We start from the raw sequence: 14423 nt of genomic DNA, 5'->3' as shown, positions 1-14423 counted from the left end.
CACGCCTCGTCAGGTCACCCCGACGTCACCGTGCCGGCTCACGCGCCGGGGCGGGCGTCCTGGGCGGCGCGGGCCTCGAGCGTGGCTCGGGCTCCGACCTCGTGCAGCGAGTCGAGTGCCGCGACGTAGGCCGTCGTGAATCGTTCGTCGTCGACGAGGTCGCCGAAGAAGTCCGGGTTGCGCAGGAACGCGAGCTTGTCGTCCTGCTGCGCCGCTGCGGCCGCCATGACGGCCTCCTTGGCGCGATCGTTGACGTCGATCGGGTCGCCCTGCTCGTCGGCGCCCTCGGCGTAGCGCGCCCACGACGCGATGACAAGGGCCGAGCGGTCGATCTCGCCGCCGTGCGCCAGGTTGTGCTTGACGACCGGCACGAGCCACTTGGGGATGCGGTCGCTGCTCTCCATGCACAGCCGGGCGAGCGTGTCGCGCACCTCGGGGTTGGCGAACCGCGCGATGAGCTCGTGACGGTAGGCGTCGAGGTCGACCCCGGGCACCTCCGGCAGCGTCGCCGAACCCTCCTTCTCCATGTAACCGAGCAGAAAGTCGACGAACAACGGGTCGCTGCACACCTCGTGCGCGTAGCGGTAACCGGCGAGGTAGCCGACGTAGCAGAGCGTCTGGTGGCCGCAGTTGAGCAGGCGCAGCTTCATCAGCTCGTACGGTTCGACGTCGTCGACGATCTGGACCCCGGCATCCTCGAACGGCGGGCGCCCGTTGGTGAACTCGTCCTGCAGCACCCACTGGGCGAACGGTTCGCACACGACCGGCCAGCCGTCCTCGACACCGAACGTGTCGGCAAGCTCGGCGATGTCCTCCGGCGCCGTGACGGGCGTGATGCGGTCGACCATGGAGTTCGGGAACGCGACGTGATCGCGCATGTACTGCGCGACCGACGGGTCCTTCAGCTCGGCGTACGCCGTCATCATGCGCCGCGCGATCTCGCCGTTGCCCGGCAGGTTGTCGCAGCTCATGACGGTGAACGGCGTGAGCCCCGCGTCGCGACGGCGTCGGATCGCCTCGACGATGAGCCCGAACGCCGTCTGCGGTGACGCCCCGTCGGCCAGGTCGTGCTGGATGCCCGGGTTGGATGCCTCGAACTCCCCCGTCACCTGGTTGACGAGGTAGCCGCCCTCGGTGATCGTCAGCGAGACGATCTTGACCTCCGGGCTCACCATGAGGTCGATGACCGCGTCGGGGTCGTCGGGCGCGAACAGCATCTTCTGGATCGAGCCGATGACGCGCGGCTCGCGGGTGCCGTCCGGGTGCTTGAGGACGAGGGTGTAGAGCCCGTCCTGCGCATTGAGGGTGTCGACGATGCGCTTGTCGTGCGGCAGCACCCCCACGCCCGTGATGGCCGAGTCGAGGGCCTCGCCGTCGTTCATGAGACGATCGAGGTACATCGCCTCATGCGCGCGGTGGAAGCCGCCGACGCCGAAGTGGACGATGCCCGTCGTCAGCTTCGCGCGGTCGTAGGTGGGGCGCGCCACCTGTTCCGGCAGCTCGGCCAACGTGGATTGCAAAAGGCGGACGGCCATCAGCGAACAGCTCCCATCGACAGGCCCTGGACCAGCTTGTCCTGCGCGGCGAAACCTGCGGCGAGGACGGGCAGCGACACGACGATCGACGCGGCGCACACCTTGGCGAGGAATAGGCCCTGACTCGTCACGAAGCCCGTGAGGAACACGGGCGCGGTCTCCGCCACCGTACCGGTGAGCACGCGGGCGAACAGCATCTCGTTCCAGCTGAAGATGAAGCAGATGAGCGCGGCCGAGGCGATGCCGGGCATGACGACCGGCGCGATGACCTCACGCAGCGTGCGCACGAGACCGGCGCCGTCGACCTGGGCGGCCTCGAGCATCTCGCTCGGAACCTCGGCGAGGAAGCTGCGCAGCATCCAGATCGCGATCGGCAGGTTCATCGACGTGTACAGCAGGATGAGAAGCCAGATGTTGTCGAGCAGGTTGACCTTCTGCGCGAACAGGTAGATCGGCAGCAGCGCTGCGACCACGGGCATGAACTTCGTCGACAGGAAGAAGAACAACACGTCCGACCACTTCTTCACCGGACGGATCGACAGGGCGTACGCGGCCGGCAGGGCGAGCAGCAGGACGATGAGGGTCGAGACGACGCTCGCCGTCAGCGAGTTCGCCAGGGACGGCCACGGGTTCGAGTCGAAGAAGTTCTTGTAGCCCTCCGTCGAGAAGGGAGCGTCGAACTTGGGCGGGTTGGTGGCCGCGTCGTTCTCGGAGTGGAACGAGATCCACACCATCCACACGACGGGCAGGACGAACAGCAGGCCGATGATCCAGGCGAGGACGCCGAGCAGGGCGCCCGACCTCTTCTTCGGGTTCGGCGTGTACGCGGGCCCGGAGGACTTCGGCGTCGCGGCGGGTGCAGCGGCCGCGGAGGCGGGAGTGCTCATCAGTTCTCCTCCTTGAAGAGGCTGAGGACGGTGCGCAGAGCGGCCGTCGCGATGATGATCGTGCCGAGGACGACGATCACACCGGCTGCGGAGGCCTGACCGTAGTCGTGGGCCTGGTAGAAGGTCTGGTAGATGAGGTACGGCAGGTTCGCAGTGCCGAGACCACCCGAGGTGATCGTGAAGACGGCGTCGAAGTTCTGCACGATGTAGATCGCGCCGAGCAGGGTGCTCAGCTCGATGTACGGGCGCAGGTGCGGCAGCGTCATGTGCTTGAAGATCTGCCAGTTCGACGCACCGTCGATGCGCGCGGCCTCGACGACGTCCATCGGGCGCGACTGCAGACCCGCGAGCAAGATGAGCATCATGAACGGCGTCCACTGCCAGATGAGCGAGACCGCCACCGCGAGCAGCGGGTTGTTCGTGATCCAGTCCGGCTGCGGAGCGTCGTCGCCGAGAACCATCTTGAGGAATCCATTGAACAGGCCGTACTCGGGGTTGAACAGCGCGTGCTTCCACAGCAGCGCCGCGGCGACGGGCACGATGAGGAACGGCGTGATCATGAGGGTTCGGACGATGCCGCGGCCCTTGAACTTGCGATCGAGCAGCAGCGCGATGCCGAGCCCGAGCAGCAGGCTGATGATGACGACCATGAGCGTGAGCAGGATTGTCACCCAGATCGCCTTGCGGGTGTTGACGTTCGTGAACACCGTGACGAAGTTGTCGAAGCCGGCGAATCCGACGTCATCGGGGTAGTACGCGTTCCAGCGCATCATCGAGATGACGATGGTCGCGACGAACGGCAGCTGCGTCGCGATGATCATGAAGATCAGCGCCGGCAGCAGCGGCGCGCGGCGCGCCCACGCTCCCGTCCGGGCCAGGGCTGTCTTGCCGCCCGGAGCCGGTTCGAGATCGTGGTTGTCGGGGTCGCGGTGATCGAAGTCGTCCTCGTCCCCTCGTGCGAGCGCGTTGGTGCTCACGTCACTCACTTCCCTTCACGCTTGCGATAGTCCTCGGCCACGTCGCTCGCGAGCTCCTGGCCCGTCTCGAGCGCCGCATCGACGCTCTGCTTGCCGGCGATGGCCGAGCTGACCTCCTGGCTGACCTGGGTGCCCAGGGCCGGAAACTCGGGGATGTCGACGAACTGGATGCCGCCGGCGGGTCGGGGCTGGACGCCCGGGTTGTCGGGCTGAGCCGACTCGATGGCCTTCTTCGCCGGTTCGGCGAACGCCTTCGCGGAGGCGACGTACTCGGGGATCTCGTACGTCGAGGCGCGCTTGCCGGAGGGGACCGACGACCAGCCGATCTTCTCGCCGACGAGCTTCTCGTACTTCTTGCCCGAGGCCCACGAGACGAACTTCCAGGCGGCGTCCTTCTTCTCGGACTTCTGCTCGATCGCCCACGCCCAGGCGTACAGCCAACCGGCATTCTTGGTCTTGACGACGGGAGCCGGCGCGTAGCCCATCTTCCCGGCCACCGGCGAGCCCTTGGCCTCGAGGGAACCGGCGGCCGACGTCGCGTCGTACCACATCGCCGTCTTGCCCTGCTGGGTGTTGTTGAGGCACTCGGTGAAGCCCGCCTGCGGCGCTCCGGCCTCACCGTGCTTCCTGACGAGGTCGACGTAGAAGTTCGTCGCCTGCTTGAACTCGGGCGAGTCGACCTGCGCCTGCCAGTCCTTCGTGAACCAGGTGCCCCCGAAGGTGTTGACGACGGTCGTCAGCGGCGCGAACAGCTGACCCCATCCTGGCTGACCACGCAGGCAGATGCCGCGCATGCCCGGCTGGGCGCCGTCGACCTTGGCCGCGATGTCGGCGACCTGCGGCCACGTCGGGTTCGCGGGCATCGTGATGCCCTTCGACGCCAGGATGTCCTTGCGGTACATGAGAAAGCTCGACTCGCCGTAGAACGGCTCGCCGTAGATCTTCCCGTCGACGCTGAGCGCCTTCGTCATGGGAGCGAGGATGTCGTCCTGGTCAAACTGGGTGTCGGCCTTGACGTGGCTCGTGAGATCCGCGACCCAGCCGGCCTTCGCGTAGATCGGGATCTCGAAGTTGCTCAACGTCGCGACGTCGTACTGACCGGCCTGGGCGCTGAACTCCTGACTCGTCTTGTCGCGCAGGTCGTCCTCCGGCAGCACCGTGAAGTTGACGTGGATGCCCGTCTCCTTCTCGAAATCCGGCGCGAGCTTCTGCAGGTCCATCATCTGCGGGTTGTTGACCATGAGGACGTTGATGCTGTCCTTGCCACCCGATGAGACCCCGCCACCCCAGCCCGCGCACGCGGTCGTAGAACCGCCCACCAGTGCTGCCGCGGCGAGGAGGGCGATGCCATTTCGTCGTCGTCCCACGAAACCTCCCATGTCGTCGTGCCTGGTGTGCAATGCTCGAACGAGCACCATGCTCACTTGAGCACTAGCAGGCACATATGAGTAAAGTGTGATTCGACACACAATGTCAACCCACGATTCACGCTACGAACGCCGGGAGTTCCCATGGTCGACGCGAGCGCACCGCAGCATCAGCGCCTCATGGTCCACGCAGCACGTCGCTACTACCTCGACGACGCCTCCAAGGTGGCCATCGCCGAAGAGCTCGACATCAGTCGGTTCAAGGTGGCGCGCCTGCTCGAGGAGGCCCGCGACCAGGGAATCGTCCGCATCGACGTCGTCGACCCCGGCGCCGGGTGCGAGCACCTCGAACGCCGCCTGCGCGACGCGTTCGGGCTCGCACACGCCGTCGTCGTCGACGTCGAGGAACTCGAGACGGACGCCGCGCAGGACGAGCTCGCCCGCCGCGGCGCCGACCTCATGCGGCGCCTCGCGCAGCCGACCGACGTCATCGGGCTGCCATGGAGCCGGATGGTCGCCAAGGCGGTGCGCCACTTCGACGGTCTGCCACCCGTGCCGATCGTCCAGCTCTCCGGGGCCCTCGACCTGCCGGCGTACGAATCCTCCCCCGTCGACGTCGTGCGTGACGCCGCCCGCCTCACCGGCGGAGAACCCCGCGTCTTCTACGCGCCGCTCGTTGCCGACGACGCCGCTGCGGCCGCCGTCATCCGCGCTCAGGCGAGCGTCGCAGGCACCCTCGACGACGCCAAGCACTGCTCCCTCGCACTCGTCGGCGTCGGCGGGTGGAGCAGCGGCGAGAGCACCCTGTTCGACCTCGCGAGCGACGACGAGCGCGACGATCTCGCGCGCCTGCAGGTCGTCGGCGAGATCGCCGGCTCCCTGTTCGACGTGACCGGCGCGCCGGTGCACGCGGGCCTGACGGCACGTCTGGTCAGCATGCGCCCCGACGATCTGCGGCTCATCACCCACGTCGTGGCCCTGTCGCACGGTCGGGCGCGCGCCGCGGCCGTCGCGGCCGGCATCCGCGGGGGCTACCTCACCTCGATCGTCGTCGACACGCCCTTGGCGCATGAGCTGCTCGCGCAGCACACCGAGGCGGCGGACGACTGAGCCCCACGCGCCGCGAGGCGCACGGGAACGGTCGGGACCGGGCGCCGCAAACTTCTACCCGTCAGTAACTACCTGCACTCACACCCTGCGCCCCGATGGGTCTAGGCTCTGCCTCGTGGCCAATCATTTTGATGTCGTCGTCCTCGGCGCCGGCCCGGGTGGGTACGTCGCGGCTATCCGCGCCTCCCAGCTCGGCCTGAGCGCCGCCGTTATCGAGCAGAAGTACTGGGGAGGTGTCTGCCTCAACGTCGGGTGCATCCCCTCGAAAGCTCTGCTGAAGAACGCCGAACTCGCGCACGTGCTCACGCACGAGAAGGAGAAGTTCGGCATCGAGGGCGACGCCACGATGGCGTTCGGGCCCACGCACAAGCGTTCCCGTCAGGTCTCGTCGAACATCGTCAAGGGTGTTCACTACCTGATGAAGAAGAACAAGATCACGGAGATCAACGGTCACGGCACGCTCAAGGCCGACCACTCCATCGACGTGAAGGGTGAGGACGGCTCCACCCAGAGCGTCACCTACGACAACCTCATCGTCGCGACGGGCGCCACCGTGCGCACGATGCCCGGGGTCGACCTCAGCAAGAACATCGTCTCCTACGAGGAGCAGATCCTCTCGGAGGAGCTGCCGGGCTCCATCATCATCGGCGGTTCGGGCGCCATCGGCGTCGAGTTCGCCTACGTCATGAAGAACTTCGGCGTCGACGTGACGATCGTCGAGTTCGCCGACCGCATGGTGCCGACCGAGGACGCGGACGTGTCCAAGGAGCTGCTCAAGCAGTACAAGAAGCTCGGCATCAAGGTCATGACCGGCACGAAGGTCGAGAAGGCCGAGGACACCGGCTCCGGCGTCAAGGTCACCGTCTCCCCCGCCAAGGGCGGCGACTCGCAGGTGCTCGAGGCCGACAAGATGCTGTCGGCGTTCGGCTTCAAGCCGCGCGTCGAGGGCTACGGCCTGGAGGATCTCGGCGTCAAGCTCACCGAGCGCGGCGCCATCGAGATCGACGGGCGCGGCCGCACCAACGTCGACAAGGTCTACGCCATCGGTGACGTGACGGCCAAGCTCATGCTCGCGCACACCGCCGAGGCCATGGGCATCGTCGCCGCCGAGACCATCGCGGGCGTCGAGACGATGGAGATCAACTACGACATGATCCCGCGCGCGACGTACTGCCAGCCGCAGGTCGCCTCGTTCGGTTACTCCGAGGCTCAGGCCAAGGAGAAGGGCTACGACGTCAAGACGGCGACGTTCCCGTTCTCCGCGAACGGCAAGGCGCAGGGCCTCGGCGAGGCCGTGGGCTTCGTCAAGGTCATCGCAGACGCGAAGCACGACGAACTGCTCGGCGCCGCGATGATCGGCCCCGACGTCACCGAGATGCTCCCGGTGCTGACGCTCGCGCAGCAGTGGGATCTGACGGCCGACGAGGTCTCGCGCAACATCTTCGCCCACCCGACGCTGGGAGAGGCCGTGAAGGAAGCCGTGCACGGCATCGCCGGGCACATGATCAACCTCTGATCGCGCAGATCCACTGATCGCGCCTGTACCTCAGCGCGATCGATTCGAGACCGCCGGGTCCGGAGCTCATGCTCCGGACCCGGCGGTCTCGTTGCGTCACGTGGTCGAGCGGGCCGCCCGCGTCAACCGCGCGAGACGCCGGGGCGCCCTCGCGCGTGCCCGTCCGGCAAAGAATCGCCTCACGGGAGGTGAACTTCCGGTGAACAGATATCGGGCGCTCCCGCGAATTTCCCGCAGTGCCAACACCCGTTTGCGTACAGCGCACTCGGCGGCCACTGCGCGGTTGCACACTTGCCGTGTGGATTTCTCGTTCATTCTTCTCGTGCTCGTCATCGTCACGGCACTGGCGTTCGACTTCACCAACGGCTTCCACGACACCGGCAACGCGATGGCGACGTCCATCGCCACCGGTGCCCTCAAGCCCAAGGTGGCAGTCGCCCTCTCCGGCATCCTCAACCTGATCGGTGCCTTCCTGTCGGTCGAGGTCGCCCTCACCGTCACCAACGCAGTCATCAAGATCCAGGCCAAGGACGGCGCTCCGAAACCGGAATTCCTCGCCGACCACGGCCAGGCCCTGCTGCTCATCGTGCTCGCCGGCCTCGTCGGTGGCATCGTGTGGAACCTGCTCACGTGGCTGCTCGGCATCCCGAGCAGTTCGAGCCACGCACTGTTCGGTGGTCTCATCGGTTCGGCCATCGCCGCGATCGGCATGGCGGGCGTCAAGTGGACGGGTGACGGATCGAAGCTCGACGGTGTCGTCGGCAAGGTCATCATCCCCGCGTTCTTGTCGCCCTTCATCGCGGCGGTCGTTGCGGCGCTGGGCACGAAGCTCATCTACGCCATCACGAAGAAGGTCAGTCACGCCGAGTCCGAGCGTGGTTTCCGCTGGGGTCAGATCTGCAGCGCCTCGCTCGTCTCGCTCGCTCACGGCACCAACGACGCGCAGAAGACGATGGGTGTCATCACCCTCGCCCTCATCGGCTACGGCTCCTGGACCGACACGCACAGCGTTCCGCTGTGGGTGAAGTTCGCCTGTGCGCTCGCCATCGCGGCCGGCACCTACCTCGGCGGCTGGCGCATCATCCGCACGCTCGGCAAGGGCCTCGTCGAGATCGAGTCGCCGCAGGGCATGGCTGCCGAGTCGGCCAGCTCCGCCGTCATCCTCGTCTCGAGCCACCTCGGCTTCGCGCTGTCGACGACGCACGTCGCGACGGGTTCGATCCTCGGTACCGGCCTGGGCAAGAAGGGCGCGGAGGTCCGCTGGGGTGTCGCCGGACGCATGGTGCTCGCCTGGTTCATCACCCTGCCCGCCGCCGCGGTCGTCGGTGCGCTCATGTGGTACCTCGGTGACGTCATCGGTGGTGGCGCCGGCGGCATCGTCGTCTTCGCCATCCTGTGCGCGTTCGCGGCATACATGTTCTACCACTCGCGCAAGACGCCGGTCGACCACAACAACGTCAACGAGGAGTGGGACCCGCAGGACCTCGCGGCGACGCACATCCCCGACGTCGTGGCCGAGTCCGACCGCAACACCGTCCACCCCGCGACCAAGGTTGGTTCCCGATGAACACTCTCTCCCTCGCGTTCGAGAGCGCCTGGAAGGTGCTTCTCGTCGCCATCGTCCTCGGTGCAGGCGTGCCTGCCCTGTTCGCCTTCGGCGTGCGTGGCATCGCCGCCGGTGAAGGCGCTCTCACGACCGGCGAGAGCGCCAAGTCCTGGGGCAAGCCCGTCGGCCTGCTCTGCTTCGCGCTCGTCGCCGTCGCGGTGGCGCTGGGCCTCGCCATCATCATCGCGTCGGGCTTCGGCTACAAGGTGTCGTTCGAGCACGTGTTCCCGACCTTCGCCGAGAAGAAGTGAGGCGATGAACCCATCCCTCGAGCGCATCGTCAACTGGCTGCGCGTCAGCTACCCCACGGGGGTACCGGAGCGCGACTACCAGCCGTTGCTCGCGCTCATGCGGCGCAGGCTCTCTCCTGAGGAGATGCACGAACTGGGCAACCACCTCGTCGCCGACGGGCTCGTGCCCGCTGACCGGGTCGATGTGGGTGTCGGCATCACGAAGGTGACCCAGGAGCTGCCCAGCCCACAGGAAATGGACCGGGTGCTCGACCACCTGCACGAGTGCGGGTTCCCGCTGCACGACGAGTTCGACTGAGCACGACGTCAGACCGCACGCCAGGTGTCGACGCGCCGACGCATGACGCAGGGGCCGGACGGTGAGATCTCACCGTCCGGCCCCTGCGTCATGTGCCCCCCGGCTCTTCCGGGGTTTTCAGTGCCGCCCGCGCCTCACGCCGCGACGAACTCGAAGGCGAGAGCTTCGATGCGGGCGCGAGTCTCACCGTCGGCGGCCAGCCGCTCGCCGACGCGTGTGGCGAGCGCGCGGACCTCGTCCTGGCTCAAACCCGGGGCGAGGGTGAGACGCAGCCGCAGCACGCCCTCTCCCCCGTCGACGCACTCCTGCGCGAGCACGGCCTCCTCGACGCGCACAGCCTGCCCGATGGCGGAGCGCACGTGCGTGTCACGGTAGGCGGGCACCCAGGCCTGCTGCTGCGCGAGCGCCCAGACCATGCTCGCGCGCACGACGACGCGATGCTCGCTGGCCATGTCGAGCAGCAGGACGTCGCATTCCTCTGAGATGGCCGCCTGCGCCGCGAACGCGGCCTTGACGGGTGACGGGCGGGCCGCCGGATCCCAGGCGGCGAGCGCTTCGAGGCTCGTGAAGACGGGCAGGCCCTTTGTACCGTCCGGCGCGGTCAGCGTCACGACAGCCATGTCGGTCGACTTCTCGACGGCGTGCTCCCCGCTCGTGTCGACCTCGGTGGGGGCGGCGACGATCGGCACGAGCAACCTGCTCTCGGCCAACGCTGCGACCCACGCCTCCTCGTCACCACTCGCCAGCGCCGCCACGAGAGCCGCATCGGCCTCGCCGCGGTCGTCGTCGAAACCGGTGCTCGTCACCTCGCGGCCGCTGAACGGGATGCCGGCGTTGTCGCTCGGCCCCGGGCCGCTCACTCGGGGCGCCCCGCGACGTCGAGGGCGTCGGCGAGCGTCATCGTGCCCTTGTAGAGGGCCGAGCCGATGATGGCGCCTTCGACCCCGTACGGCACGAGCTCGCGCAGCGCGCGCAGGTCGTCGAGCGTCGTCACGCCGCCGGAGGCGACGACGGGGCGGTCGGTGCGCTCGCACACCTGCTGCAGCAGCGCGGTGTTGGGGCCGGCGAGCATCCCGTCTTTCGCGACGTCGGTGACGACGTAGCGCGCGCAGCCCTCACGGTCGAGGCGGGCGAGGGTCTCCCACAGGTCGCCGCCCTCCTTCGTCCAGCCGCGGGCGGCGAGGGTGGTGCCGCGCACGTCGAGGCCGACGGCGATGCGGTCGCCGTGCTCGGCGATGGCGGCAGCGGTCCACTCGGGGTTCTCCAGGGCTGCGGTGCCGAGGTTGACGCGACGGCAGCCCGTGGCGAGCGCAGCCTCGAGTGACTCGGCGTCACGGATGCCGCCGCTCATCTCGACCTTGATGTCGAGCGTGCCGACGATCTTGGCGAGCAGGCCGCGGTTCTCGCCGCGTCCGAACGCGGCATCGAGGTCAACGAGGTGCAGCCACTCGGCGCCCGCTTCCTGCCACGCGAGTGCAGCGGCGACGGGGTCGCCGAACTGGCCGCCCGTCCCGGCGATGCCCTGGACGAGTTGGACGGCCTCACCGCCGGCGACGTCGACGGCCGGCAGCAGTTCGAGGCGGGGTTCGGTGGTCATGGTGCTCCTTCGAGCCGTCGGATCGGGGTGGCTGGGCATGGCATCAGAGGGTGTCGAGCCAGTTTGTCAGCAGCGCGGCGCCGGCGTCACCCGACTTCTCGGGGTGGAACTGGGTGGCGCTCAGCGCACCCTGCTCCATGGCCGCGGCGAAGGGGGTGCCGTGCGTCGCGAGCGTGACGCGCGCGCCCGAGTTGAGGTCGGCGACGGTCGCGGGGGCCGCGAACGAGTGGACGAAGTAGAACCGTTCGTCCTCGACACCGGCGAACAGTCGGCTGCCGGGCGCCGGTTCGAGCTGCGACCAGCCCATGTGCGGTACGACCGGGGCGTCGAGACGCTCGACTCGACCATGCCACAGCCCCAGCCCGTCGACCGGCGACGGCGACGGCTCGCTCGAGCCGTCGAACATGACCTGCATGCCGACGCAGATACCGAGCACGGGGGCCTGACGTGTCAGTCGCTCTGCGATGAGCTCACGCCCGCCCGCGGCGACGAGCCCCGCGGCGCACGCGTGGAAGTTGCCGACGCCGGGCACGAACAGCCCGTCTGCGCGCGCCACGGACGTGGGATCGGCGGTGAGTTCGACGTCGGCGCCGATGCGTTCGAGCATGCGCACGGCGGAGTGGATGTTGCCGCTGCCGTAGTCGAGCACGACGACCTTCTTCATCGCTTCTCCTCCATCAGGGCGTGCCCTTCGATCTCTCGCCGTTCTTCCCGTTCCTCGCGGGTGTGCTTGTCGAAGCGTCGTACTGCCTTCGCATCAGGTTCGACGAGATCGGCCTCGATCGCCGCGCGCGGATGCAGCGCGAGCAGATGCCCGGCGCGGATGCCGAGGGCGACCATGACGCCACGCAGCACCTCGATCGGCTCGGCGCCGCGCTGCGCGAGGACGCGTTCGAGGGTCTCCGGGTGCGAGTTCTCCCCCACCGCGAGCAGATCCGCGAGGCTCGCCTGCGGCAGCGCCGCGCGCACGACCCCGAAACCGCGGCGGACGACGAACCAACGCGGCAGGGAGCGCCACCGTCGCGGCTGGACGAGGACGACGGCGTCGTCGCCGTGGACGAAGAACCCGGCGGCCGGGCGCATCATCTGCGGAACGGGGCGGGCGACGAGCACCGTCGCGGCGTCGTCAAAGGGCGCGGCCGCATGCCCAGGGCCCGCCGCGACGACGGCGCACCACGGCCCGTCGAGGTCGACGACGTACGCCGGCACGGTGCCCTGTTCGACCCAGCGAGCCACACGCTCGGCATCGCCGCGTATGACGACGACGGCGTCGAGCGCGCCGGTGAAGTTCGACTGCCGACCTAGTCTCGGCATGACTCAGAGAGCACCCTTCGCGCTCGGGATTCCCTGCACGCGCGGGTCCTTCGCCACCGCGGCGCGCAGCGCGCGGGCGATCGCCTTGAACTGGGCCTCGACGATGTGGTGCGGGTCGCGCCCGGAGATGACGTTGACGTGCAGCGCGATGCCCGCGTTGTAGCCGAGCGATTCGATGACGTGCTGCGTCAGGGAGCCGATGTAGTTGCCCCCGATGACCGCGTAGATCTGGCCGTCCGGTTCACCGGTGTGGACGACGTACGGGCGGCCCGCGACGTCGACGACCGCCTCGACGAGCGCCTCGTCGAGCGGCACCTTCGCGTCCCCGAAACGCGAGATGCCCGACTTGTCGCCGAGCGCTTCGCGCAGGGCCTGGCCGAGCACGATCGCGGTGTCCTCGACCGTGTGGTGGGCGTCCACGTCGAGGTCGCCGCTGGCGCGGATGCGCAGGTCGATGAGGCTGTGCTTGCTCAGCGAGTCGAGCATGTGGTCGTAGAAGCGCACCCCGGTGCGGATGTCGGACGTGCCCGTACCGTCGAGGTCGAGCCACAGCCTGATCGAGGCTTCCTTCGTCGTGCGCTCGATGAGCGCTGTCCGGTGGTCGGCGGGCACGTCGGGGATGACGAAGTCGGTCGCGTCGCTCATGCTTTCTCCTCCTGGAGGGCGTGCGTGGGGGCGAGGTCGGTGAGGGCCGCGATGACGGCGTCCGTCTCGGCGGGCGTGCCGGCCGTGATGCGCAGGTGGTGCGCGATGCCGACGTCGCGCACGAGGATGCCGCGATCGAGCAGGGCCTGCCACGTGGCGTGCGCGTCGGTGAGACCACCGATGAGAACGAAGTTCGCATCGCTCGGCGTCGGCGTGAGCCCCGCCACTCGCGCGGCCTCGACGATGCGGTCGCGCTGGGCCTTGATCGCATCGACCATGGCGAGCATCTCTTCGGCGTGGTCGAGGGCCGCCAGCGCGGTCGCCTGCGTCACCGACGACAGGTGGTAGGGCAGACGCACGAGACGCATCGCGTCGCAGATCTCGCGCGAGGCGGCCATGTAACCGACGCGCGCGCCGGCGAACGCGAACGCCTTGCTCATCGTGCGGCTGACGATCAGGCGCGGGTGATCGGCGAGCAGCTCGAGGGCGCTCGGCGTGCCCGGGCGCGCGAACTCGACGTACGCCTCGTCGACGATGACGACGGCGTTCGGCGCCGCGTCGTAGATGGCGCGCACGACGTCGTTGCTCACCGCGGTGCCCGTCGGATTGTTCGGCGTGCAGACGAACACGACGTTCGGACGGTGCTCGCGCACCTGCTCGACTGCGAGGTCGACGTCGAGGTCATAGACGCCCTCACGACGATCGCGCAGGCCGTCGACCCATGTCGTTCCCGCGCCGCGCGCGATGATCGGGTGCATCGAGTAGCTCGGCGTGAAGCCGAGCGCGACGCGGCCCGGGCCCCCGAAGGCCTGCACGATGTGGCTGAGCACCTCGTTGCTGCCGTTGGCGGCCCAGATCTGCTCGACGGGCAACCGGACGCCCGTCACGCGATCGAGGTAGTCGGCGAGGGCCGCGCGCAGTTCGGTGAACTCGCGATCCGGGTAGCGGTTCAGCCCGCCCGCGGCCTTCTCGACTCGCTCGACGATGCTGCGCACGACCGTCTCCGGCACGTCGTAGGACGACTCGTTCGTGTTGAGCGCGATGGGCACGTCGAGCTGCGGCGCGCCGTACGCGCTCTGGTTTCGCAGGTCTTCGCGCAGCAGCTGCGTGATCGTGGGTTCGCTCATGCGGGCGCGTTCTCCGTCCCGGCCTCTGCCTCGTCCCGACGCTCGAAGCGCGCCGTCACGGCCTCGCCGTGCGCCGGCAGGTCCTCCGCGTTCGCGAGCGTGACGACGACGTCCGCGACCTCCGCGAGGGCCTCGCGCGAATAGTCGACGATGTGGACGCCCTTGAGGCTGTCTCTTATACACATCTCCGAGC

At 68.4% G+C, this 14423-nt stretch carries 16 protein-coding genes; 5 read left to right on the top strand and 11 right to left on the bottom strand.

Annotated elements, in window-relative coordinates; all coding sequences use genetic code 11:
- Positions 1-38: 38 nt before the first annotated feature.
- The 4 genes from AX669_RS02835 to AX669_RS02820 all read right to left on the bottom strand — a co-directional run bounded on the left by AX669_RS02835 (position 39) and on the right by AX669_RS02820 (position 4778).
- Positions 39-1535: a mannitol dehydrogenase family protein gene (locus tag AX669_RS02835; RefSeq protein ID WP_062256437.1), complete on the bottom strand. Its 1497-nt coding sequence runs from the start codon at positions 1533-1535 to the stop codon at positions 39-41.
- Complete coding sequence (locus AX669_RS02830; protein ID WP_062256434.1) at positions 1535-2422, bottom strand: carbohydrate ABC transporter permease; 888 nt, start codon at positions 2420-2422, stop codon at positions 1535-1537. Before AX669_RS02830 ends, AX669_RS02835 begins: the two co-directional genes overlap by 1 nt.
- Positions 2422-3300 carry a carbohydrate ABC transporter permease gene (locus AX669_RS02825; protein WP_231729381.1) on the bottom strand — a complete coding sequence of 293 codons (879 nt, stop codon included), beginning with the start codon at positions 3298-3300 and terminating at the stop codon, positions 2422-2424. Before AX669_RS02825 ends, AX669_RS02830 begins: the two co-directional genes overlap by 1 nt.
- 104 nt (positions 3301-3404) lie before the next feature.
- Positions 3405-4778, bottom strand: coding sequence for a sugar ABC transporter substrate-binding protein (locus AX669_RS02820; protein WP_062256431.1), 1374 nt, complete (start codon positions 4776-4778; stop codon positions 3405-3407).
- Between the two features lie 132 nt (positions 4779-4910).
- Here AX669_RS02820 and AX669_RS02815 point away from each other — a divergent pair, with 132 nt between their 5' ends.
- The 5 genes from AX669_RS02815 (at position 4911) to AX669_RS02795 (ending at position 9547) form a co-directional block, all read left to right on the top strand.
- Positions 4911-5876 (top strand): sugar-binding transcriptional regulator, encoded by a 966-nt coding sequence (locus tag AX669_RS02815; RefSeq protein ID WP_062256429.1) that lies wholly within the window; start codon positions 4911-4913, stop codon positions 5874-5876.
- Between the two features lie 115 nt (positions 5877-5991).
- A complete protein-coding gene (gene lpdA / locus AX669_RS02810; protein ID WP_062256428.1) occupies positions 5992-7392 on the top strand; it encodes a dihydrolipoyl dehydrogenase in 1401 nt (466 codons plus the stop codon).
- Between the two features lie 298 nt (positions 7393-7690).
- Positions 7691-8959 carry an inorganic phosphate transporter gene (locus AX669_RS02805; RefSeq protein ID WP_062256426.1) on the top strand — a complete coding sequence of 423 codons (1269 nt, stop codon included), beginning with the start codon at positions 7691-7693 and terminating at the stop codon, positions 8957-8959.
- A complete protein-coding gene (locus AX669_RS02800; RefSeq protein ID WP_062256424.1) occupies positions 8956-9249 on the top strand; it encodes a hypothetical protein in 294 nt (97 codons plus the stop codon). The genes AX669_RS02805 and AX669_RS02800 overlap by 4 nt, the downstream gene beginning before the upstream one ends.
- A 4-nt stretch (positions 9250-9253) precedes the next feature.
- Positions 9254-9547: a DUF3349 domain-containing protein gene (locus AX669_RS02795; RefSeq protein ID WP_062256422.1), complete on the top strand. Its 294-nt coding sequence runs from the start codon at positions 9254-9256 to the stop codon at positions 9545-9547.
- Positions 9548-9681: 134 nt separating this feature from the next.
- Here AX669_RS02795 and AX669_RS02790 read toward each other — a convergent pair whose 3' ends face one another.
- The 7 genes from AX669_RS02790 to AX669_RS02760 form a co-directional block, all read right to left on the bottom strand.
- Entirely contained in the window at positions 9682-10407 is a 726-nt protein-coding gene (locus AX669_RS02790) for an SseB family protein (RefSeq protein ID WP_062256420.1), read from the bottom strand.
- Positions 10404-11144, bottom strand: coding sequence for a bifunctional 1-(5-phosphoribosyl)-5-((5-phosphoribosylamino)methylideneamino)imidazole-4-carboxamide isomerase/phosphoribosylanthranilate isomerase PriA (priA, locus tag AX669_RS02785; protein ID WP_006944303.1), 741 nt, complete (start codon positions 11142-11144; stop codon positions 10404-10406). Before priA ends, AX669_RS02790 begins: the two co-directional genes overlap by 4 nt.
- A gap of 43 nt (positions 11145-11187) precedes the next feature.
- Positions 11188-11808, bottom strand: a complete 621-nt coding sequence (gene hisH, locus AX669_RS02780; RefSeq protein ID WP_006944195.1) for an imidazole glycerol phosphate synthase subunit HisH — start codon at positions 11806-11808, stop codon at positions 11188-11190.
- Positions 11805-12458 (bottom strand): hypothetical protein, encoded by a 654-nt coding sequence (locus AX669_RS02775; protein WP_062256419.1) that lies wholly within the window; start codon positions 12456-12458, stop codon positions 11805-11807. The genes hisH and AX669_RS02775 overlap by 4 nt, the downstream gene beginning before the upstream one ends.
- 3 nt (positions 12459-12461) lie before the next feature.
- Entirely contained in the window at positions 12462-13103 is a 642-nt protein-coding gene (hisB, locus tag AX669_RS02770; RefSeq protein WP_006944159.1) for an imidazoleglycerol-phosphate dehydratase HisB, read from the bottom strand.
- On the bottom strand, positions 13100-14230 hold the full coding sequence (locus tag AX669_RS02765) for a histidinol-phosphate transaminase (RefSeq protein WP_062256417.1): 1131 nt from the start codon (positions 14228-14230) through the stop codon (positions 13100-13102). The genes hisB and AX669_RS02765 overlap by 4 nt, the downstream gene beginning before the upstream one ends.
- Positions 14227-14423 (bottom strand): histidinol dehydrogenase (locus AX669_RS02760; protein ID WP_197418840.1); only part of this gene is annotated, 197 nt, incomplete at its 5' end. The genes AX669_RS02760 and AX669_RS02765, both read right to left, overlap by 4 nt.

The organism is Dermacoccus sp. CCH2-D9, from assembly GCF_001556795.1.
In the GTDB taxonomy this organism is placed as follows: domain Bacteria; phylum Actinomycetota; class Actinomycetes; order Actinomycetales; family Dermatophilaceae; genus Dermacoccus; species Dermacoccus nishinomiyaensis.
The sequence above is the reverse complement of the archived record's forward strand: the minus strand, read 5'-3'. Positions and strand labels throughout refer to the sequence as shown.

Coding starts and splice junctions, on each gene's coding strand:
- AX669_RS02835 (WP_062256437.1), bottom strand. CDS start 1,535: ATGGCCGTCCGCCTTTTGCAATCCACGTTGGCCGAGCTGCCGGAACAG.
- AX669_RS02830 (WP_062256434.1), bottom strand. CDS start 2,422: ATGAGCACTCCCGCCTCCGCGGCCGCTGCACCCGCCGCGACGCCGAAG.
- AX669_RS02820 (WP_062256431.1), bottom strand. CDS start 4,778: ATGGGAGGTTTCGTGGGACGACGACGAAATGGCATCGCCCTCCTCGCC.
- AX669_RS02815 (WP_062256429.1), top strand. CDS start 4,911: ATGGTCGACGCGAGCGCACCGCAGCATCAGCGCCTCATGGTCCACGCA.
- AX669_RS02800 (WP_062256424.1), top strand. CDS start 8,956: ATGAACACTCTCTCCCTCGCGTTCGAGAGCGCCTGGAAGGTGCTTCTC.
- AX669_RS02795 (WP_062256422.1), top strand. CDS start 9,254: ATGAACCCATCCCTCGAGCGCATCGTCAACTGGCTGCGCGTCAGCTAC.
- priA (WP_006944303.1), bottom strand. CDS start 11,144: ATGACCACCGAACCCCGCCTCGAACTGCTGCCGGCCGTCGACGTCGCC.
- hisH (WP_006944195.1), bottom strand. CDS start 11,808: ATGAAGAAGGTCGTCGTGCTCGACTACGGCAGCGGCAACATCCACTCC.
- AX669_RS02775 (WP_062256419.1), bottom strand. CDS start 12,458: ATGCCGAGACTAGGTCGGCAGTCGAACTTCACCGGCGCGCTCGACGCC.
- hisB (WP_006944159.1), bottom strand. CDS start 13,103: ATGAGCGACGCGACCGACTTCGTCATCCCCGACGTGCCCGCCGACCAC.
- AX669_RS02765 (WP_062256417.1), bottom strand. CDS start 14,230: ATGAGCGAACCCACGATCACGCAGCTGCTGCGCGAAGACCTGCGAAAC.